Consider the following 17690-nt stretch of genomic DNA (forward strand, 5'->3'; position numbering starts at 1 on the left):
AGTACAAATAGCAACTATTAAATGAGCTTATTTCGTAAACTCTTCGGCAAAAAATCTGATCAGTCAGAGCAGAGTATACCAAATCAAGATAGAGGCAAATATATGCCAGAAGTAAAGCTACCTGCTGATGAGCGATTCACCATAAACTTTAAAGCCAACGGAGGTAAGTTTTTATACTGTGAAAACATGGAAGAAGTTAAGGATAGTTTTAATTCTATTCTTAATGAAAACAAATGGCACAATGATAAAACTTTTCTAATTGATGATCGTCTTTCTGAATTATTTAAAGACTTTAATCTTAAGTGTACTAAAAGAGTTTCCGAAAGTTCTTATTTTTTATCGACTTGCGAATACTTAATTTCAGACGATGGCTCTTTATTAATATCTTCAAATCAAATAGCAGAAAAAAAACTAAGAGAGTTACCAGATCACTTTATTATTTATGCTACAACAAGTCAGTTTGTTGAAAGTATTGGAGAAGGCTTAAAAGGAATAAAAGAAAAAAGTAAAGCAAAAATACCTACAAATATCACCACAATAAAGCATTTTAAAACAGCTGAAGATAAAGATTTTCTAACCTATGGCAGTAGTGCTAAAAATTTATACCTACTTCTACTAGAAGATTTATAATGAAAGAACTATCTATAAGAGCTATTTCTGGCACTATCTATGTTTTATTACTTATAGGCTCTCTATACTACCAAGAAACAGTCTCTATATTACTAGCCGTTTTTGGCATATTAAGCTTGGCTGAATTTAGCAACCTCATAAAGCTAAAATCACACTTGCAATACGTTATTTTTGTTTTATTATATGGTGGCTTTTGGTACTTGTGTTTAAGAGAAAGTCCATTTACTGGTAAAGATGAAACTATACAGGTATTACTTGTAATTACAATTTTTGTTAATCTTATTTTAATAAAAGATTTATTCACAGAAAAGAAAATTCCATTATTTGAATCTAAGCCTTTTATAGCAACTACTTTTTATTTGTCTAGTGGTTTTGTGTTTCTACTACTTATTACCAACTATGAAAACTCCTTTAGCCCACTACTACTTTTAGGTAGTTTTATTTTGGTTTGGATAAATGATAGTGCTGCATACATTGTGGGTAAAAATTTAGGTAGACAAAAATTATTTCCGAGCATCTCGCCAAAGAAAACTATAGAAGGTTTTCTTGGTGGTCTTTTTTTTGCTTGCATTTCTAGTTATTTTATTGCAGAGTTTACAGAAACATTAGATTTTACTAGCTGGCTAATTCTTGCTACTATAGTAAGTGTTTTAGGCACTATAGGTGATCTAATTGAGTCTAAATTTAAGCGCCAAGCAGGTGTTAAAGACAGTGGAGTTATTATGCCTGGTCATGGAGGGCTATTAGATCGTTTAGATAGTATTATCTTTACAGCACCATTTATATATTTATTTTTAAGAATAGTAAGTTATGTTTCATAAAGAAGGTCACAAAATTATATTTATAACACTCGTATTCGTTGTTGGTTCATTTTTTTTAGTTGATGAGTTTGTAACCATTGAATGGCTGAGAAAAGGAATAATGATAGCAATTCTTGCATTCTTTATTCTAATCTTGCAATTTTTTAGAAATCCTAAACGTAATACTCATGCTAATGGTAAACAAGCCTTATCGCCTGTTGATGGGAAAGTTGTTGTTATAGAAGAGGTTTTAGAAAACGAAGTTTTTAAAGACAAACGTATTCAGGTTTCTGTATTTATGTCGCCAATTAACGTGCATGTAACCCGCTACCCTATTAGTGGTAATATTAGTTACAGTAAATACCATCCAGGGAAATATTTAGTAGCTTGGCACCCAAAGGCAAGTGAAGAAAACGAGCGCACTACAGTTGTTCTAGAAAATGAAGGTTTCGGGAAAGTACTTTACAGACAAATTGCAGGAGCATTAGCTAGGCGTATTGTTAATTACGCAGCTGTAAATACTAAAGCTAACCAAGGAACAGATTCTGGCTTTATAAAATTTGGTTCACGAGTAGATTTATTTCTACCTTTAGATGCAGATATTAAAGTAGAATTAAATCAAAAAGTACGTGGCGGTGAAAGTATTATCGCAGAAATGAAATGAGTTCGGAAGAATTAGATATAGAATTTAGAACATCTGTTGCCAGGGTAAATGATCACACGGAACCTTTTCCTGCTGACTTTTTATTGCGTCTTTATGCTTACTATAAAAAAGCTACAAATAACTACGGAAGACCTAGTAGTAAAAAGCAAATTATAAATGCATTTAAGACCAACGCACTATTTCAAATTAAAGATATTACCGAAGATGAAGCGAAACAAGAATATATAGATCTTGTGAATAATTACTTTTTATATCGTAAGTAAAGTTCTTAATCTCTAATCAAAGGCATAGTAGAACAACGCAACAAACCTTCTTGCTTAGCAATCTCTGAATAAAGCACTTCCTCTACTGTGAAGTCATTATTGCGAAGCCAAGTATTTAACCTTGTAAAGTTTTGTTCTGAAATGATAACGTCTTCTGATATGGAAAACACATTACTATTCATGTTATACATTTCTTCCTTGTTAATTTCAAATATATTTTCTTTTCCAAAAAAGTTCACCAACCATTCGTATTCACTTTCAACTAAAAATCCATTTTTGTGGAGAATTGCTTTATCGGTGCCAATAGGTTGAAAACAACAATCTAAATGTAACGCATTGTCTTTTGGATCTGTATTAGATTTTCTAAGCTCAAAGGCTTTAACCGTTTTATCTGGAAAAAGTTCTTGGATGGCTATTACTGCATCCATATTTGTTCTGGCTGTTATATAATCTGCGTAATCCTCACCTGAATATGTACCAATAAAGACATAGTCATTCCATGGCATTACATCACCCCCTTCTACGTGGCATTCTTCTGGTAATACTATAATATCTTTACTATCAATTTGCCCCAAAACGTGTTGGATGGCTTCATACTCACGTTCTCTATCTGGTAGAATATTTGCTTTAATAAGTTTATCTTCAATTACAAAGGCAATATCTCTAGAAAATATCTGATTATAATCGTCTATGGTTTGAGGTCTATAAACAGTAACGTTATACTTATCAAAAACTTTTGCAACAGCATCCATTTCTTTAATCATATCTTCCTCTAAAGGATAGGTGCCTGCTTTTATGTGCTGTATAGATTTAGGGTCATACGCGTCTTCAACCTTAGGAATAGGTCCATTACCTTTAGCAATACCTAAAATCACAGATCTAAGACGCGATGTTTCGTTTTGTATATTTAACTTCATTATTAAAGCATAAAAAAGCTTCATAAATTTTATGAAGCTTTATTAATTTGTAATTATATCTAACGATTTTTTATCGTTTTAAATTCTCTGTAAGTTTCACCAATATATAATTGACGTGGTCTGCCTATTGGTTCTTTTTTTGTGCGCATTTCTTTCCATTGTGCTATCCAACCTGGTAAACGTCCTAAAGCGAACATCACTGTAAACATTTCTACAGGAATTCCCATAGCTCTGTAAATAATACCTGAATAAAAATCTACATTAGGATATAACTTTCTGTCTACAAAATAAGAATCTTCTAAAGCTTCTTTTTCTAAGCCTTTTGCAATATCTAAAATAGGATCTTCTACACCTAACTGAGATAATACTTCGTCAGCAGCTACTTTAATGATTTTTGCTCTTGGGTCAAAGTTTTTATATACTCTGTGCCCAAAGCCCATTAAACGGAAAGGATCTTCTTTATCTTTAGCCTTAGCCATATATTTCTTAGTATCACCATCATCTTCTTTAATGGCTTCTAACATTTCTAAAACGGCTTGGTTAGCTCCTCCATGCAATGGTCCCCAAAGTGCAGATATACCAGAGGCCAAAGATACAAATAAACCTGCGTGTGATGAACCAGCTATACGCACTGTAGATGTAGAACAATTCTGCTCATGATCTGCATGTAGAATTAATAGCTTATCTAAAGCATTAACTAATATTGGATTTTGTTCATAATCTCCATTTGGACTCTTAAACATCATTTTTAAGACATTTTCCACATATCCTAAACTATCATCACCATATTCTAATGGCATACCGTGTTTTTTGCGCATAGTCCATGCTACGAGAACAGGAAATTTACCTAATATCCTAACAATAGCGTTGTACATCTCTTCTTCAGAATCTACGTCTACTGATGTAGGATTAAAAGCAGTAAGTGCGCTTGTTAAAGAAGATAAAACGCCCATTGGATGAGCAGACTTAGGGAATGCTTCTAATATCTTTTTTATATCATCATCTACTACAGAATGAGATTTTATATCTGAATGAAATTTATCTAATTCATCTTGTGTTGGTAACTCCCCAAAAATTAATAAATAAGCTACTTCTAAAAAATCAGCTTTCTCTGCTAACTCCTCTATAGAATACCCTCTATATCTAAGAATACCCTTTTCACCGTCTAAAAAAGTAATTGCACTTTCACAGCTACCAGTATTTTTATAACCAGGATCTATAGTAATAACACCACCAGTGGCACTTCTTAAACTTTTTACATCAATAGCAACTTCATTTTCTGTGCCAACTATTAGTGGAAATTCATACTTTTTACCATCAATCTCTAGGGTAGCTTTATTTGACATTTTCTTATTTTTATTTGTTTTAAGGAATGTAAATTTACGAAATATCAATCGATTTCGGTAGTAGGTTTACGACCATTTTAACACTTCTTTGAGCTAACTAACAATTATTAGTTGTTTTAAATTTAGTATTAAAAAATTGACCCTATTTTTGTGAAATTATTTGACTTTAATATTTTATGAAACTCTTAATTCTCAAGCTAGTTTTGCTTTACTCGGCTTTTCAAATTTGTAATTCTCAAATTGTTAATGTAGAATCTTTAAGACGTGCCTCAGATTCCTCAAAATGGACTGGATCTACAGCTTTAGATTTAGGTCTAATTAAAAACACGAACTCTATATTTAGAATCACGAATCGAATTAGAGTGCAATACAATACAGAAAACAATCTATTCCTTTTTATTAATGATATCAATTTACAAAAGATTGAAACCAGTTCTTTTGTAAATAGAGGTATTCAACATCTTAGATATAATAGAAAACTAAAAAAACGGATAAACCTTGAAGCTTTTGCTCAAAGTCAGTATGACGCTATATCTGATATAAAATTTAGAGGTTTATTAGGTATTGGACCTCGATTTAAACTTTCTAAAAACAAAAAATTTAGATATTATTTAGGAACTCTTTTAATGTACGAGCATGAAGAAGCTTCAGAAAGTGCAATAGACATATTGAAGGATGTTAGAGGAAGTACCTATTTTTCTTGTAGTTTATATCCCTTGGAAAACCTTTCGATTGTGAGTACAACCTATTATCAGCCTTTATTGAAACAATTTTCTGATTTTAGAATTTCTAATGAAACCTCTATTGCGTTTAGGATACTAGAGAATTTAGCTTTTAAAACAACATTCATTTATAACTTTGATACAAACCCAATAGTTAACATTCCGAAGACCCAATATGAACTGACTAATGGACTTATTTATTCTTTCGATTAATTCCATAAAAAAGCCTTTCAAAAATTGAAAGGCTCTAAATATATTTTGGTTCAATTAAGCTTTCACTTTAAATGCATTCTGCTGAGGAAAGTAAGCTACCTCACCTAATTCTTCTTCAATACGTAATAGCTGATTGTACTTAGCCATACGGTCACTTCGCGATGCAGAACCTGTTTTAATCTGTCCACAATTTAATGCTACAGCTAAATCGGCTATTGTATTATCTTCTGTTTCACCAGATCTGTGAGACATTACAGATGTATAACCTGCATTATGCGCCATATTAACTGCTGCAATAGTTTCTGTTAAGGTACCTATTTGGTTTACCTTAATTAAAATAGAATTCGCAATACCGTTTTCAATTCCACGAGATAAACGCTCTACATTGGTCACAAATAAATCATCGCCTACTAATTGTACTTTGTCTCCTATTTGCTCAGTTAAGTATTTCCAACCTTCCCAATCGTTTTCATCCATACCATCCTCAATAGAAATAATTGGATAATTACGAGATAATTCAGCTAAGTAGTCTGCTTGTTCTTTACTTGTTCTTACCACACCAGAATCTCCTTCAAACTTAGAATAGTCATAATTACCATCTACATAAAATTCTGCTGCTGCACAATCTAAGGCTATCATAACGTCATCACCTAATATATAACCTGCGTTATCAACTGCTATTTTAATGGTATCTAAAGCATCTTCTGTTCCGCCTTCTAATGTTGGTGCAAAACCACCTTCATCACCAACTGCTGTACTTAAGCCTCTATCGTGTAATACTTTCTTTAAATGATGAAAAATTTCAGTTCCCATTTGCATTGCATGTGTAAAGTTTTTAGCTTTTACAGGCATTACCATAAATTCTTGAAACGCAATTGGCGCATCACTATGAGAACCACCGTTTATGATATTCATCATTGGTACTGGCAGTGTATTCGCAGAAACACCTCCAACGTATCTATATAATGGCATACCTAACTCATTAGCTGCAGCCTTTGCAACAGCAAGAGAAACACCTAGTATAGCATTAGCTCCTAGTTTAGATTTATTTTTTGTGCCATCTAATTCTATCATAAGGGTATCTATCATGTTTTGTTCAAAAACAGAAACACCCAAAAGTTCTTGAGCTATTATTGAGTTTACATTATCTACAGCCTTTAAAACACCTTTACCCATATATGTATCACCACCATCTCTCAACTCTACAGCTTCATGCTCACCAGTTGAAGCACCAGAGGGTACTGCTGCTCTTCCCATAAATCCATTTTCAGTTACAACATCTACTTCTACAGTCGGATTTCCTCTTGAATCTAAAATTTGTCTTGCGTGTACGTTAATTATAATACTCATTATGTTTCGTTTAAGTTATATATGAATTACTATTCAAATTTACAAAATAGTTAGGCTAAATAATATAGACACCAATAGAATTGTATTATATGTCAACTATAATGATTTCGTAAAATAGAATTGGCAATAAAATTTAAAAATCATTGCCAATTCACTATTAGTTATTTTTTATATTCTCTATAAATTGATCAAATAGATAGACAGAATCATTTGGTCCAGGACTTGCTTCTGGATGATATTGAACAGAAAAACAGTTTTTATCTTTTATTTTAATTCCGGCAACCGTGTGATCATTTAAATGCACATGTGTGATTTCTACATTACTATTAGCTTCTGTTTCTTCTCTATTTATAGCAAATCCATGATTTTGAGATGTTATTTCACCTTTACCTGTAACTAGGTTTTTCACAGGATGATTAATACCTCTATGTCCATTATGCATTTTATAGGTAGAAATTCCGCTTGATAATGCAATAACCTGATGACCTAAACAAATACCAAATAGTGGTTTGTTCTTGGTAATGATTTCTTTAGCAACAGCTTGAGCTTCTATTAGTGGCTCTGGATCACCAGGACCATTAGATATGAAGTAACCATCTGGATTAAAGGCCTCTAAGTCTTCGAATTTAGAATTGTATGGAAATACTTTAATGTAAGTATCTCGTTTAGCTAAATTTCTGAGTATATTCTTTTTAATACCTAGATCTAAAGCAGCTATTTTATAGGTTGAATTTTCATCACCATAATAATAAGGTTCTTTAGTTGACACTTGAGAAGCTAGTTCTAAACCTTTCATTGATGGTACTGCTGCTAGTTGCTTCTTTAAACCTTCAACATTATCTACCTCTGTAGAAATCACAGCATTCATTGCGCCATTATCTCTAATATAGCTCACTAATGCTCTTGTATCTACATCTGCGATGGCTAATGTATTATACTTTTCAAAGAACTCTTCTAACGATGCATCTGCAGCAGGTCTTGAATAGTTGAAACTAAAATTTTTGCAAATTAAACCCGATATTTTAACACTATCAGATTCTACTTCATCTTCTTTAGTTCCATAATTTCCAATATGTGCATTGGTTGTTACCATTAACTGACCGTAATAAGAAGGGTCTGTAAATATTTCTTGATAACCTGTTGTCCCTGTATTAAAACACACTTCACCAAACGCTGAACCTTCTTTTCCTATAGATTTACCATGGAAAATTGTTCCGTCAGCTAATAGAATCAATGCTTTTTTTCTTTGTTTGTATTTCATGTCTAGTATTTAATTCGGTTCTTTTATGTGTAAAAAACTGGTTTTACAAAATTCCAAAAAAAAAGGATAAACTGAAACAGTTTATCCTTGATATTTATTAATGCTTATTAACATTTATTCTTCTTCGTTTGAAGCTTCAGTCTCCACTGGTGGAGTTACAGCTGGTTTACTACCACCTCTTCTACTTCTACGTGTTGTTTTCTTCTCTGCTTTACCAGCGTTATAAAGTTCGTTATAATCAACTAACTCTATCATTGCCATATCAGCATTATCACCTAATCTGTTTCCTAACTTGATGATTCTTGTATATCCACCTGGACGATCACCAATCTTAGGTGCTACATCTCTAAACAATTCTGCAACAACATCTTTTTGTCTTAGCTTAGCCATAACAATACGTCTGTTATGTGTTGTATCTGTTTTTGATTTTGTAATCATTGGCTCTACAAACTGCTTTAAAGCTTTAGCCTTAGCTACTGTTGTGTTAATACGTTTGTGCTCTATTAAAGAACAAGCCATATTAGCTAACATTGCCTTTCTATGCGCTGTTTGTCTTCCTAAATGATTGAATTTTTTACCGTGTCTCATGACATTTTGCTTTAATCATCATCTTGCTGCAACTCGATATTGAGGAGCAAAATATGACGTATTAATCTTTATCTAATTTATATTTACTTAAGTCCATTCCGAAGTTTAAGCCTTTTACATTTACAAGTTCTTCTAGCTCAGTTAAAGACTTCTTACCGAAGTTTCTGAATTTCATTAAATCATTTTTGTTGAATGATACTAAATCTCCTAAAGTATCTACTTCTGCAGCTTTTAAACAATTAAGTGCACGTACAGAAAGATCCATATCAACTAATTTAGTTTTCAATAATTGTCTCATGTGAAGTGATTCTTCATCATAAGTCTCAGTCTGTGCAATTTCATCAGCTTCTAAAGTGATACGCTCATCAGAGAATAACATGAAGTGGTGAATTAATATTTTAGCAGCTTCAGTTAAAGCATCTTTTGGATTGATTGATCCATCTGTTCTAATTTCGAAAACTAATTTTTCATAATCAGTTTTTTGTTCAACTCGAAAGTTTTCGATTGCATATTTCACATTCTTTATAGGAGTGTAAATAGAATCTGTGAATATAGTACCGATTGGTGCAGATGCTTTTTTATTTTCTTCAGCAGGAACATATCCTCTACCTTTTTCGATAGTAAGTTCCATGTTAATATTTACTTTAGGATCTAGATTACAAATAACTAAATCTGTATTTAACACTTGAAAACCAGAAATAAATTTCTGAAAATCTCCTGCAGTAATTTGTTCTTGACCTGAAATAGAAATTGTAACAGTTTCGTTGTCAATTTCATCAATTTGACGCTTAAAGTTAACTTGCTTTAAGTTTAAAATCATTTCTGTAACATCTTCAACGACACCAGAAATTGTAGAAAATTCATGATCTACACCTTCTACTCTAACTGAAGTGATTGCAAAACCTTCTAAAGAAGATAACAAAACACGTCTCAAAGCATTTCCGACTGTTAATCCGTATCCTGGTTCCAAAGGTCTAAATTCAAATTTACCTTCGAAATCCGTTGAATCAATCATGATTACTTTGTCGGGCTTCTGAAAATTTAATATTGCCATAGTGTTCTTCGTTTTAATTGTTATTTAGTTGCGCGATATATAAGTATGAAGAAATCCTATAAATCCTTTGGCTAAATACCAATAAGATTAATTTATTATTTAGAGTAAAGTTCAACGATAAATTGCTCGTTGATTTGTTCTGGAATTTGAATTCTCGCAGGAACAGCAACATAAGTACCTTCCATTGATCCTGTATTCCAAGTAATCCATTCATATACACTGCTAGAATTAGCTAATGAATTTTGAATAGCTTCTAATGATTTAGATTTCTCTCTAACACCAACAACATCACCAGCTTTTAATTGGTAAGAAGGTACATTTACCTTTTGACCATTTACTGTAATATGCCTGTGGGAAACAAGTTGTCTTGCACCACTTCTAGTTGGAGCTACACCCATTCTAAAAACAACGTTATCTAAACGAGATTCACATAACTGCAATAATACTTCACCAGTAATACCTTGTGCAGCAGTTGCTTTTTTAAACATGTTTCTAAATTGCTTTTCTAATACACCATAAGTATACTTAGCTTTTTGCTTCTCCATTAATTGGATAGCATATTCAGATTTTTTACCTCTTCTCTTGTTAGCGCCGTGCTGACCAGGTGGATAATTTCTTTTTTCGAAGGCTTTATCGTCTCCGAAGATAGCTTGTCCGAATTTACGAGCTATTTTAGTTTTAGGACCAGTATATCTTGCCATTTTAAATTTGTTTTGAGAGTGACTACAGAATTAAGGTCTTAATCTTATCCTTCTATAATCGTTAACCTCTCGGTTGATACTTGTTATTTTTCAGTTTGCAAATTTAATTCAAAATAAACTAATATCAATACTTTAAAGAAGATATTAGTTTATTAAAAATTAAGTAAGCTCTTCTAATTAGATTTAAATTAGAGTCTGAAAGAAATACAGATTAAACTCTACGTCTTTTTGGTGGACGACATCCATTGTGTGGTAATGGAGTAACATCAATAATTTCTGATACTTCAATACCTGCATTGTGTATAGATCTGATAGCAGATTCTCTACCGTTACCTGGACCCTTTACGTATGCTTTCACTTTCTTTAGTCCAGCTTCCTTAGCAACAGCTGCAGCATCTTCAGCAGCTAATTGCGCAGCATAGGGAGTATTCTTTTTAGAACCTCTGAATCCCATTTTACCCGCTGATGACCAAGAAATAACGTCACCTTTTTTATTTGTTAACGAAATAATTATGTTGTTAAAAGATGCAGTGATATGTACTTCACCTACCGCGTCAACAATTACTTTACGTTTTTTAGTACTTGACTTTGCCATGTTTTTTAGTTTCTAGTTGTTAGCATTTAGTTGTTAGAATCCTAGACTTTTACATTTCAGACAGATTCATCTAACGTCTCATTACTAATGACTAATGTCTTAATTATTATTTAGTTACTTTTTTCTTATTAGCAACCGTTTTTCTTCTACCTTTTCTTGTACGAGAATTGTTCTTAGTACGCTGCCCTCTTAAAGGAAGACCTACTCTATGACGGATACCTCTGTAACATCCAATATCCATTAAACGCTTAATGTTTAATTGAGTTTCAGAACGTAATTCACCTTCGATTTTAAAAGTTCCAACAGCTTCACGGATTGCTCCTATCTCGTCGTCAGTCCAATCTTGTACTTTAGTACTTTCGTCTACTTTAGCTTCTGCTAAAATTTCTTTTGATCTACTTCTACCTATTCCATAGATATAAGTTAAAGAGATTATTCCTCTTTTCTGTTTTGGTATGTCTACACCTGCAATTCTTGCCATAATTACCCTTGTCTTTGTTTGAATCTAGGATTCTTTTTGTTAATGACGTAAAGTCTGCCCTTTCTGCGGACTAATTTACAGTCTGCGCTTCTTTTCTTTACTGATGCTCTTACTTTCATCGCGTATTAGTATCTATAAGTTATGCGAGCCTTAGTTAAATCGTAAGGACTCATTTCTAATTTCACTTTATCACCTGGTAATAGTTTAATGTAATGCATACGCATCTTACCTGAGATATGTGCAGTCACTATATGACCATTTTCTAATTCCACACGGAACATAGCATTAGATAATGCTTCTATAATTGTACCGTCTTGCTCTATTGCTGCTTGTTTTGCCATAGTATATATTATTGCGAAACCGCTTTTCTGTTTTTACCTGTCTTCATCAAACCATCGTAATGTTTATTTAACAAATAAGAATTAATCTGTTGAATAGTATCGATTGCAACACCAACCATAATTAAAAGTGATGTTCCACCAAAGAACAATGCCCAACCTTGTTGAACACCCATCAGTTTAACAATAAAAGCAGGAAAAATTGCTATTAAAGCTAAAAATATAGATCCAGGTAAAGTTATTTGCGACATTATTTTATCCAAATATTCTGACGTTTCAGAACCTGGACGTATACCTGGGATAAATCCACCACTACGTTTAAGATCATCAGCCATTTTATTTGTAGGTACTGTGATTGCAGTATAGAAATACGTGAATATTATAATTAATAAAGCAAAAACAAAATTATACCAAAAACCAAATATATCTGAAAAGTTAGTTTGCATCCATTGACCAGCTGCAGATTCTTTCATTAATGAAGAACCGCCTATTAATGCGGGAACAAACATAATTGCTTGAGCAAAGATAATTGGCATTACACCAGAAGCATTCAATTTTAAAGGTAAAAACTGACGGGATCCAAATACATTTTTCTCATAGCCTCCAGATGCAGTTCTTCTAGCATATTGAACAGCTATTTTTCTTACTGCCATTACTAGGAATACAGATGCTAATATTATTAAGAACCAAATAACCAATTCTATCAATATCATCATAAACCCTCCATTACCACTTAATCTAGATGTAAGGTTTTGAGAGAATGATAACGGTAAATTAGCAATAATACCAACCATTATTAATAATGATATACCATTACCAATACCTTTATCCGTAATCTTTTCACCCAACCACATTGCAAATACACAACCTGTTACCAATATCACTATTGATGAAAAGTAAAAAATATTTACTGAAAAACCAGGCAATAACATTGCACCCATAGATGATGCTCCAGACAGAGCAGGTATACTAGCTAAATAACCAGGTGCTTGTACTAAACAAATACCAATAGTTAACCAACGTGTAATTTGTGTAATCTTCTTTTGACCACTAGCACCTTCTTTTTGTAATTTTTGCAAATAAGGTATCGCAATACCCATTAACTGAACTACAATAGAAGCAGATATGTAAGGCATAATACCTAAAGCAAATACAGATGCATTTGCAAATGCACCACCAGTAAAAGCATTTAGTAAGCCTAACAAACCTTCAGATGTACCAGCTTGTAATGCTCCAAGGGAATCAATATTAATACCAGGTAATACAACCTGAGCACCAAAACGATATACTAATAACAGCCCTAAGGTTAGAATAATTCTATCCTTAAGCTCAGTAATTTTCCAAACGTTTTTTAATGTGTCTATTATTTTCATCCTTATCTTCTTATAAAGTTACAGCCTCACCACCTGCAGCTTCAATAGCAGCTTTTGCCGTAGCAGTAAATTTATGAGCAGTTACAGTTAATTTTGTTTTTAACTCACCTCTACCTAAGATTTTTACTAGCTCATTTTTACCAGCTAATCCCATTGTTACAAGCATATCAAAATCAACACTGCCTTTTATTTTTTTCTCGTCAACTAACTTTTGTAAAGTATCTAAGTTTACACCTTGATGCTCTATGCGGTTAATGTTTGTAAATCCAAACTTAGGTACACGTCTTTGTAAAGGCATTTGCCCACCTTCAAATCCTAACTTCTTAGAATATCCAGAACGCGACTTAGCACCTTTATGTCCTCTTGTCGCAGTACCACCTTTACCAGATCCCTGACCACGTCCTATACGTTTTCCTTGATTTTTTACTGAACCTTCTGCAGGTTTTAAATTACTTAAATCCATTTTTAAGTGTTATATTATTTTGATTCTTCTACAGAAACCAAATGTTCAACTTTTCTAACCATACCAAGGATATTTGGTGTGGCATCGTGCTCTACAACTTGTCCAATCTTTTTTAAACCTAAAGCTAATAATGTAAGCTTCTGCCTTTTAGTTCGGTTAATTGCACTTTTTACTTTCTTTACTTTAATCTTTGCCATCTTGTCCTATCGATTATCCGTTAAATACTTTTTCAAGTGAAATACCACGCTCTTTAGCTACAGACTTAGCATCTCTTAATTGTAATAAAGCATCAAAGGTTGCTTTAACTACATTATGAGGATTAGATGACCCTTGAGACTTAGATAATACATCATGTACACCTACTGCTTCAAGAACTGTTCTAACAGCACCACCAGCTATAACACCTGTACCTGCTGCTGCTGGTATAATGTTTACTCTAGCACCACCAAACTTACCTTTCTGTTCGTGTGGCAAAGTTCCTTTTATGATAGGAATTCTTACTAAGTTTTTCTTAGCATCTTCTATAGCTTTAGCAATAGCAGTAGCAACATCTTTAGATTTACCTAAACCATGACCTACGACACCAGCTTCGTCTCCTACAACAACAATTGCAGAAAAACCAAATGCTCTACCACCTTTAGTTACTTTAGTTACACGCTGTACGCCAACTAAGCGATCTTTTAAATCTAAACCACCTGGTTTAACTAATTCTGCGTTTTTATATTTTTGATACATAATGTCTTAAAATTTAAGTCCTGCTTCTCTAGCACCTTCTGCTAATGATTTTACTCTACCGTGATATAAATAACCACCTCTATCAAAAGCAATAGTGCTAAAACCAGCTTTAATCGCTTTTTCACCAACGGATTTACCTACTAAAGTAGCTAATTCTGTTTTGTTTCCTTTAGACTTTGTAATGTCCTTGTCTCTTGAAGATGCAGCAGCTAAAGTTTTACCAGTTACATCGTCTACGACTTGAGCATAAATCTCTTTATTACTTCTAAAAACAGCTAATCTAGGTCTCGTTTGAGTACCTGATACAACCTTACGGATTCTGCTTTTAATTCTTATTCTTCTTTCGTTTTTTGTCAATGCCATAACTTAATTATTAAGCTGATTTACCTGCTTTTCTTCTGATTTCTTCACCAACAAATTTGATACCTTTTCCTTTGTAAGGTTCTGGTCTTCTAAAGCCACGTATTTTAGCAGCAACCTGACCAACAAGCTGTTTGTCAAAAGATGTTAATTTTATTCTTGGATTTTTACCTTTCTCTGATATCGTTTCAACTATTACTTCTGGAGCAATGTTTAAAACAATGTTGTGAGAGAAACCTACGGCTAAATCTAATTTTTGTCCTTGATTTACTGCTCTATAACCTACACCAACCATTTCTAGTTCTTTGGTCCAGCCTTTAGAAACACCTTCAATCATATTTGCAATCAATGCTCTATAAAGACCATGTTTTGCTCTTAAATCCTTCTTATCAGATGAACGCTCTAATGTAATAGTACCGTCTTCTAATTTAATAGTAATTTCTGAATACTCTTGAGTTAATTCACCAAGCTTACCTTTTGCAGTAATCATGTTGTCCTTAATCTCAACTGTTACACCTTCAGGAACTGTTATTGGGTTTTTACCTATTCTTGACATAATTTCCTGTTTTTAGTATACGTAACACAATAATTCTCCACCAACATTTTCTCTTTGCGCTTGCTTCCCTGTCATTACTCCGTGAGAGGTAGATACAATTGCAATTCCAAGACCATTTAAGATTCTTGGCATTTCGGTAGAATTTGCATATTTACGTAAACCTGGTTTACTAATTCTTTGAATTTGTTTGATAACTCCTTCTTTAGTTTCCTTACTGTATTTCAAAGCTATTTTAATAGTTCCTTGAACAGTTGAGTCATCAAATTTATAACTTAAGATATATCCTTGTTGAAACAAGATCTTAGTTATCTCTTTTTTTAGGTTAGATGCAGGAATCTCAACCACTCTGTGGTTTGCCATGACTGCGTTTCTAACTCGCGTTAAATAATCCGCTATTGGATCTGTATACATACTTATTAATTTGTGGTAGCGGTTTTCGACACTATCGTCAAACCTGAAACCAATTTATAATCTTTTTTATTCACAATAATATGTGAATGCTTACCAAGATGCTTTTCTAACACCAGGAATTAAACCTTGGTTAGCCATTTCCCTAAACATTACACGAGAAACTCCAAATTGTCTCATATAACCTTTTGGTCTTCCAGTAAGCTTACATCGGTTGTGCATACGCACTGGTGATGCATTTTTAGGTAATTTTTGTAATGCATCATAATCACCAGCTTCTTTTAAAGCCTTTCTTTTCTCAGCATATTTAGCTACTACTTTAGCACGCTTTACCTCACGAGCTTTCATTGATTCTTTAGCCATAATTAATTCTTTTTAAAAGGTAATCCTAGTTCTGTTAATAAAGACTTTGCTTCCTTATCTGTATCAGCAGAAGTCACAAATGTGATATCCATACCAGATATTTTATTAATTTTATCAATATCAATTTCTGGAAAGATAATCTGTTCTACAACACCTAAGTTATAATTTCCGCGACCATCAAAACCAGTAGCTTTAATTCCGTTGAAATCTCTAACACGTGGTAAAGCCGAAGTCACTAAACGATCTAAAAACTCATACATTTGTTCACCTCTTAAAGTTACTTTAGCACCAATTGGCATGCCTTTACGTAACTTAAATGAAGCAACATCTTTCTTAGACATTGTATGAATAGCCTTCTGTCCAGATATTTTTGTAAGCTCTTCTATTGCGTGATCAATTAATTTCTTATCCGCAACAGCGGCACCAACACCCTTGGATATTACTATCTTTTCAAGTTTTGGTACTTGCATTATATTCTTATATCCAAATTCTTCTGTAAGAGCAGGTATAACTTTATCCTTATACTCTTGTTTTAATCTTGCAACGTGAGCCATAATTAAATTACTTCATTAGATTTTTTTGAAAATCTTACTTTATTGTCGCCATCCATTCTATATCCAATTCTTGTCTCTTCTCCATTCGAAGTTAGCAACGATAAATTTGACATATGAAGTGATGCTTCTTTTTCTACAATTCCACCTTGAGGATTTTGTGCACTTGGCTTAGTATGTTTCTTAACCATATTTACACCTTCAACAATGGCTTTATTCTTATCTTTTAATACTTTAAGCACCTTACCTTCTGATCCTTTATGATCTCCAGCAATAACTTTTATAGTATCTCCCGATTTTATTTTAAACTTTTTCATCTTACTTATCAATTAAAGCACCTCTGGTGCTAATGATACAATTTTCATAAATTGTCTATCACGAAGTTCTCTAGCTACAGGACCAAAAACACGAGTTCCTCTCATTTCCCCTTGAGGATTTAAAAGCACACATGCATTATCATCAAATCTTATATAAGATCCGTCAGGACGCCTTACCTCTTTAGCTGTACGTACTACAACTGCAGTAGATACTGCACCTTTTTTAATACTACCATTTGGGGTAGCATCTTTAACAGATACTACAATCTTATCTCCAACTGAAGCATATCTTCTTTTTGTTCCACCTAATACACGGATAGTTAAAACTTCCTTTGCACCAGTGTTATCAGCTACTTTTAATCTTGATTCTTGTTGTACCATAATTACTTAGCTCTTTCAATTATTTCTACCAATCTCCAACACTTAGATTTACTCATAGGTCGTGTTTCCATGATCTTTACAGTATCTCCTTCTTTGCAGTCGTTTGTTTCATCGTGTGCGACATATTTCTTTGTCTTTAACACGAACTTTCCATACATAGGGTGTTTTACTTTTTTAACTTCTGCAACAACTATAGATTTCTCCATTTTGTTACTAGTTACTATCCCTATACGTTCTTTTCTTAAGTTTCTTTTTTCCAT

Annotated in this window: 28 protein-coding genes; 5 read left to right on the forward strand and 23 right to left on the reverse strand. The window is 33.0% G+C overall.

The genetic code is table 11. The features are described 5' to 3' along the window. Positions 1-21 precede the first annotated feature (21 nt). The 4 genes from B2U95_RS12625 to B2U95_RS12640 are packed head-to-tail and all read left to right on the forward strand — an operon-like array spanning position 22 to position 2357. Positions 22-630 (forward strand): LUD domain-containing protein, encoded by a 609-nt coding sequence (locus B2U95_RS12625; RefSeq protein ID WP_296316896.1) that lies wholly within the window; start codon positions 22-24, stop codon positions 628-630. After that, a complete protein-coding gene (locus B2U95_RS12630; protein WP_296316897.1) occupies positions 630-1451 on the forward strand; it encodes a phosphatidate cytidylyltransferase in 822 nt (273 codons plus the stop codon). The genes B2U95_RS12625 and B2U95_RS12630 overlap by 1 nt, the downstream gene beginning before the upstream one ends. After that, positions 1441-2094 (forward strand): phosphatidylserine decarboxylase family protein, encoded by a 654-nt coding sequence (locus tag B2U95_RS12635; RefSeq protein ID WP_296316898.1) that lies wholly within the window; start codon positions 1441-1443, stop codon positions 2092-2094. Before B2U95_RS12630 ends, B2U95_RS12635 begins: the two co-directional genes overlap by 11 nt. After that, a complete protein-coding gene (locus tag B2U95_RS12640) occupies positions 2091-2357 on the forward strand; it encodes an acyl-CoA-binding protein (protein ID WP_296316899.1) in 267 nt (88 codons plus the stop codon). Before B2U95_RS12635 ends, B2U95_RS12640 begins: the two co-directional genes overlap by 4 nt. Positions 2358-2362: 5 nt before the next feature. Here B2U95_RS12640 and B2U95_RS12645 read toward each other — a convergent pair whose 3' ends face one another. Together B2U95_RS12645 and B2U95_RS12650 are read right to left on the reverse strand one after the other, a co-directional pair. Continuing rightward, the gene (locus B2U95_RS12645; protein WP_296316978.1) at positions 2363-3277 is read right to left on the reverse strand and encodes a dimethylarginine dimethylaminohydrolase family protein; all 915 of its coding nucleotides are present in this window, start codon (positions 3275-3277) and stop codon (positions 2363-2365) included. A gap of 56 nt (positions 3278-3333) precedes the next feature. After that, the gene (locus B2U95_RS12650; protein WP_296316900.1) at positions 3334-4620 is read right to left on the reverse strand and encodes a citrate synthase; all 1287 of its coding nucleotides are present in this window, start codon (positions 4618-4620) and stop codon (positions 3334-3336) included. Between the two features lie 176 nt (positions 4621-4796). Between B2U95_RS12650 and B2U95_RS12655 the strand changes: the two genes are divergently transcribed. Then, positions 4797-5555 carry a DUF481 domain-containing protein gene (locus B2U95_RS12655; RefSeq protein ID WP_296316901.1) on the forward strand — a complete coding sequence of 253 codons (759 nt, stop codon included), beginning with the start codon at positions 4797-4799 and terminating at the stop codon, positions 5553-5555. A gap of 54 nt (positions 5556-5609) precedes the next feature. Here B2U95_RS12655 and eno read toward each other — a convergent pair whose 3' ends face one another. The 21 genes from eno to rpsQ form a co-directional block, all read right to left on the reverse strand. Next, positions 5610-6905: a phosphopyruvate hydratase gene (eno, locus tag B2U95_RS12660; protein WP_296316902.1), complete on the reverse strand. Its 1296-nt coding sequence runs from the start codon at positions 6903-6905 to the stop codon at positions 5610-5612. A 157-nt stretch (positions 6906-7062) separates the two neighbouring features. Continuing rightward, on the reverse strand, positions 7063-8166 hold the full coding sequence (gene carA / locus B2U95_RS12665) for a glutamine-hydrolyzing carbamoyl-phosphate synthase small subunit (protein WP_296316903.1): 1104 nt from the start codon (positions 8164-8166) through the stop codon (positions 7063-7065). Between the two features lie 114 nt (positions 8167-8280). Then, positions 8281-8754 carry a 50S ribosomal protein L17 gene (gene rplQ / locus B2U95_RS12670; RefSeq protein WP_296316904.1) on the reverse strand — a complete coding sequence of 158 codons (474 nt, stop codon included), beginning with the start codon at positions 8752-8754 and terminating at the stop codon, positions 8281-8283. A 61-nt stretch (positions 8755-8815) separates the two neighbouring features. Further along, complete coding sequence (locus B2U95_RS12675) at positions 8816-9808, reverse strand: DNA-directed RNA polymerase subunit alpha (protein WP_296316905.1); 993 nt, start codon at positions 9806-9808, stop codon at positions 8816-8818. Positions 9809-9903: 95 nt separating this feature from the next. Then, positions 9904-10509 carry a 30S ribosomal protein S4 gene (rpsD, locus tag B2U95_RS12680; RefSeq protein WP_296316906.1) on the reverse strand — a complete coding sequence of 202 codons (606 nt, stop codon included), beginning with the start codon at positions 10507-10509 and terminating at the stop codon, positions 9904-9906. 211 nt (positions 10510-10720) lie between these two features. Next, entirely contained in the window at positions 10721-11104 is a 384-nt protein-coding gene (rpsK, locus tag B2U95_RS12685) for a 30S ribosomal protein S11 (RefSeq protein WP_296316907.1), read from the reverse strand. A 106-nt stretch (positions 11105-11210) separates the two neighbouring features. Continuing rightward, positions 11211-11585, reverse strand: a complete 375-nt coding sequence (gene rpsM / locus B2U95_RS12690) for a 30S ribosomal protein S13 (protein WP_296316908.1) — start codon at positions 11583-11585, stop codon at positions 11211-11213. A 2-nt stretch (positions 11586-11587) separates the two neighbouring features. Beyond that, entirely contained in the window at positions 11588-11704 is a 117-nt protein-coding gene (ykgO, locus tag B2U95_RS12695) for a type B 50S ribosomal protein L36 (protein ID WP_008269159.1), read from the reverse strand. Between the two features lie 6 nt (positions 11705-11710). Beyond that, complete coding sequence (gene infA / locus B2U95_RS12700; RefSeq protein WP_007094967.1) at positions 11711-11926, reverse strand: translation initiation factor IF-1; 216 nt, start codon at positions 11924-11926, stop codon at positions 11711-11713. Between the two features lie 8 nt (positions 11927-11934). Next, positions 11935-13296, reverse strand: a complete 1362-nt coding sequence (secY, locus tag B2U95_RS12705) for a preprotein translocase subunit SecY (RefSeq protein WP_296316909.1) — start codon at positions 13294-13296, stop codon at positions 11935-11937. A 10-nt stretch (positions 13297-13306) separates the two neighbouring features. After that, on the reverse strand, positions 13307-13759 hold the full coding sequence (gene rplO, locus B2U95_RS12710) for a 50S ribosomal protein L15 (protein ID WP_296316910.1): 453 nt from the start codon (positions 13757-13759) through the stop codon (positions 13307-13309). A 14-nt stretch (positions 13760-13773) separates the two neighbouring features. After that, positions 13774-13956: a 50S ribosomal protein L30 gene (gene rpmD, locus B2U95_RS12715; protein ID WP_296316911.1), complete on the reverse strand. Its 183-nt coding sequence runs from the start codon at positions 13954-13956 to the stop codon at positions 13774-13776. Positions 13957-13969: 13 nt separating this feature from the next. Continuing rightward, entirely contained in the window at positions 13970-14494 is a 525-nt protein-coding gene (rpsE, locus tag B2U95_RS12720; RefSeq protein ID WP_296316912.1) for a 30S ribosomal protein S5, read from the reverse strand. A gap of 6 nt (positions 14495-14500) precedes the next feature. Then, complete coding sequence (gene rplR, locus B2U95_RS12725) at positions 14501-14857, reverse strand: 50S ribosomal protein L18 (protein ID WP_296316913.1); 357 nt, start codon at positions 14855-14857, stop codon at positions 14501-14503. Positions 14858-14867: 10 nt separating this feature from the next. Beyond that, positions 14868-15410 carry a 50S ribosomal protein L6 gene (rplF, locus tag B2U95_RS12730; RefSeq protein ID WP_296316914.1) on the reverse strand — a complete coding sequence of 181 codons (543 nt, stop codon included), beginning with the start codon at positions 15408-15410 and terminating at the stop codon, positions 14868-14870. A 12-nt stretch (positions 15411-15422) separates the two neighbouring features. Continuing rightward, positions 15423-15821 (reverse strand): 30S ribosomal protein S8, encoded by a 399-nt coding sequence (gene rpsH, locus B2U95_RS12735; RefSeq protein WP_296316915.1) that lies wholly within the window; start codon positions 15819-15821, stop codon positions 15423-15425. Between the two features lie 90 nt (positions 15822-15911). After that, entirely contained in the window at positions 15912-16181 is a 270-nt protein-coding gene (rpsN, locus tag B2U95_RS12740; protein WP_296316916.1) for a 30S ribosomal protein S14, read from the reverse strand. 2 nt (positions 16182-16183) lie between these two features. Further along, positions 16184-16735, reverse strand: coding sequence for a 50S ribosomal protein L5 (gene rplE, locus B2U95_RS12745; RefSeq protein WP_296316917.1), 552 nt, complete (start codon positions 16733-16735; stop codon positions 16184-16186). A 2-nt stretch (positions 16736-16737) separates the two neighbouring features. After that, entirely contained in the window at positions 16738-17049 is a 312-nt protein-coding gene (rplX, locus tag B2U95_RS12750; protein WP_296316918.1) for a 50S ribosomal protein L24, read from the reverse strand. Positions 17050-17061: 12 nt separating this feature from the next. After that, complete coding sequence (gene rplN, locus B2U95_RS12755) at positions 17062-17430, reverse strand: 50S ribosomal protein L14 (RefSeq protein WP_296316919.1); 369 nt, start codon at positions 17428-17430, stop codon at positions 17062-17064. A 2-nt stretch (positions 17431-17432) separates the two neighbouring features. Continuing rightward, positions 17433-17690 (reverse strand): 30S ribosomal protein S17, encoded by a 258-nt coding sequence (rpsQ, locus tag B2U95_RS12760; protein WP_296316920.1) that lies wholly within the window; start codon positions 17688-17690, stop codon positions 17433-17435.

Source organism: Winogradskyella sp. UBA3174 (assembly GCF_002364335.1).
GTDB lineage: Bacteria > Bacteroidota > Bacteroidia > Flavobacteriales > Flavobacteriaceae > Winogradskyella.

Excerpts from the sequence above, each read along its gene's own strand:
- B2U95_RS12625 (WP_296316896.1), top strand. The coding sequence starts at position 22 with ATGAGCTTATTTCGTAAACTCTTCGGCAAAAAATCTGATCAGTCAGAG.
- B2U95_RS12630 (WP_296316897.1), top strand. The coding sequence starts at position 630 with ATGAAAGAACTATCTATAAGAGCTATTTCTGGCACTATCTATGTTTTA.
- B2U95_RS12635 (WP_296316898.1), top strand. The coding sequence starts at position 1,441 with ATGTTTCATAAAGAAGGTCACAAAATTATATTTATAACACTCGTATTC.
- B2U95_RS12640 (WP_296316899.1), top strand. The coding sequence starts at position 2,091 with ATGAGTTCGGAAGAATTAGATATAGAATTTAGAACATCTGTTGCCAGG.
- B2U95_RS12650 (WP_296316900.1), bottom strand. The coding sequence starts at position 4,620 with ATGTCAAATAAAGCTACCCTAGAGATTGATGGTAAAAAGTATGAATTT.
- B2U95_RS12655 (WP_296316901.1), top strand. The coding sequence starts at position 4,797 with ATGAAACTCTTAATTCTCAAGCTAGTTTTGCTTTACTCGGCTTTTCAA.
- eno (WP_296316902.1), bottom strand. The coding sequence starts at position 6,905 with ATGAGTATTATAATTAACGTACACGCAAGACAAATTTTAGATTCAAGA.
- carA (WP_296316903.1), bottom strand. The coding sequence starts at position 8,166 with ATGAAATACAAACAAAGAAAAAAAGCATTGATTCTATTAGCTGACGGA.
- rplQ (WP_296316904.1), bottom strand. The coding sequence starts at position 8,754 with ATGAGACACGGTAAAAAATTCAATCATTTAGGAAGACAAACAGCGCAT.
- B2U95_RS12675 (WP_296316905.1), bottom strand. The coding sequence starts at position 9,808 with ATGGCAATATTAAATTTTCAGAAGCCCGACAAAGTAATCATGATTGAT.
- rpsD (WP_296316906.1), bottom strand. The coding sequence starts at position 10,509 with ATGGCAAGATATACTGGTCCTAAAACTAAAATAGCTCGTAAATTCGGA.
- rpsK (WP_296316907.1), bottom strand. The coding sequence starts at position 11,104 with ATGGCAAAGTCAAGTACTAAAAAACGTAAAGTAATTGTTGACGCGGTA.
- rpsM (WP_296316908.1), bottom strand. The coding sequence starts at position 11,585 with ATGGCAAGAATTGCAGGTGTAGACATACCAAAACAGAAAAGAGGAATA.
- ykgO (WP_008269159.1), bottom strand. The coding sequence starts at position 11,704 with ATGAAAGTAAGAGCATCAGTAAAGAAAAGAAGCGCAGACTGTAAATTA.
- infA (WP_007094967.1), bottom strand. The coding sequence starts at position 11,926 with ATGGCAAAACAAGCAGCAATAGAGCAAGACGGTACAATTATAGAAGCA.
- secY (WP_296316909.1), bottom strand. The coding sequence starts at position 13,296 with ATGAAAATAATAGACACATTAAAAAACGTTTGGAAAATTACTGAGCTT.
- rplO (WP_296316910.1), bottom strand. The coding sequence starts at position 13,759 with ATGGATTTAAGTAATTTAAAACCTGCAGAAGGTTCAGTAAAAAATCAA.
- rpmD (WP_296316911.1), bottom strand. The coding sequence starts at position 13,956 with ATGGCAAAGATTAAAGTAAAGAAAGTAAAAAGTGCAATTAACCGAACT.
- rpsE (WP_296316912.1), bottom strand. The coding sequence starts at position 14,494 with ATGTATCAAAAATATAAAAACGCAGAATTAGTTAAACCAGGTGGTTTA.
- rplR (WP_296316913.1), bottom strand. The coding sequence starts at position 14,857 with ATGGCATTGACAAAAAACGAAAGAAGAATAAGAATTAAAAGCAGAATC.
- rplF (WP_296316914.1), bottom strand. The coding sequence starts at position 15,410 with ATGTCAAGAATAGGTAAAAACCCAATAACAGTTCCTGAAGGTGTAACA.
- rpsH (WP_296316915.1), bottom strand. The coding sequence starts at position 15,821 with ATGTATACAGATCCAATAGCGGATTATTTAACGCGAGTTAGAAACGCA.
- rpsN (WP_296316916.1), bottom strand. The coding sequence starts at position 16,181 with ATGGCTAAAGAATCAATGAAAGCTCGTGAGGTAAAGCGTGCTAAAGTA.
- rplE (WP_296316917.1), bottom strand. The coding sequence starts at position 16,735 with ATGGCTCACGTTGCAAGATTAAAACAAGAGTATAAGGATAAAGTTATA.
- rplX (WP_296316918.1), bottom strand. The coding sequence starts at position 17,049 with ATGAAAAAGTTTAAAATAAAATCGGGAGATACTATAAAAGTTATTGCT.
- rplN (WP_296316919.1), bottom strand. The coding sequence starts at position 17,430 with ATGGTACAACAAGAATCAAGATTAAAAGTAGCTGATAACACTGGTGCA.
- rpsQ (WP_296316920.1), bottom strand. The coding sequence starts at position 17,690 with ATGGAAAAAAGAAACTTAAGAAAAGAACGTATAGGGATAGTAACTAGT.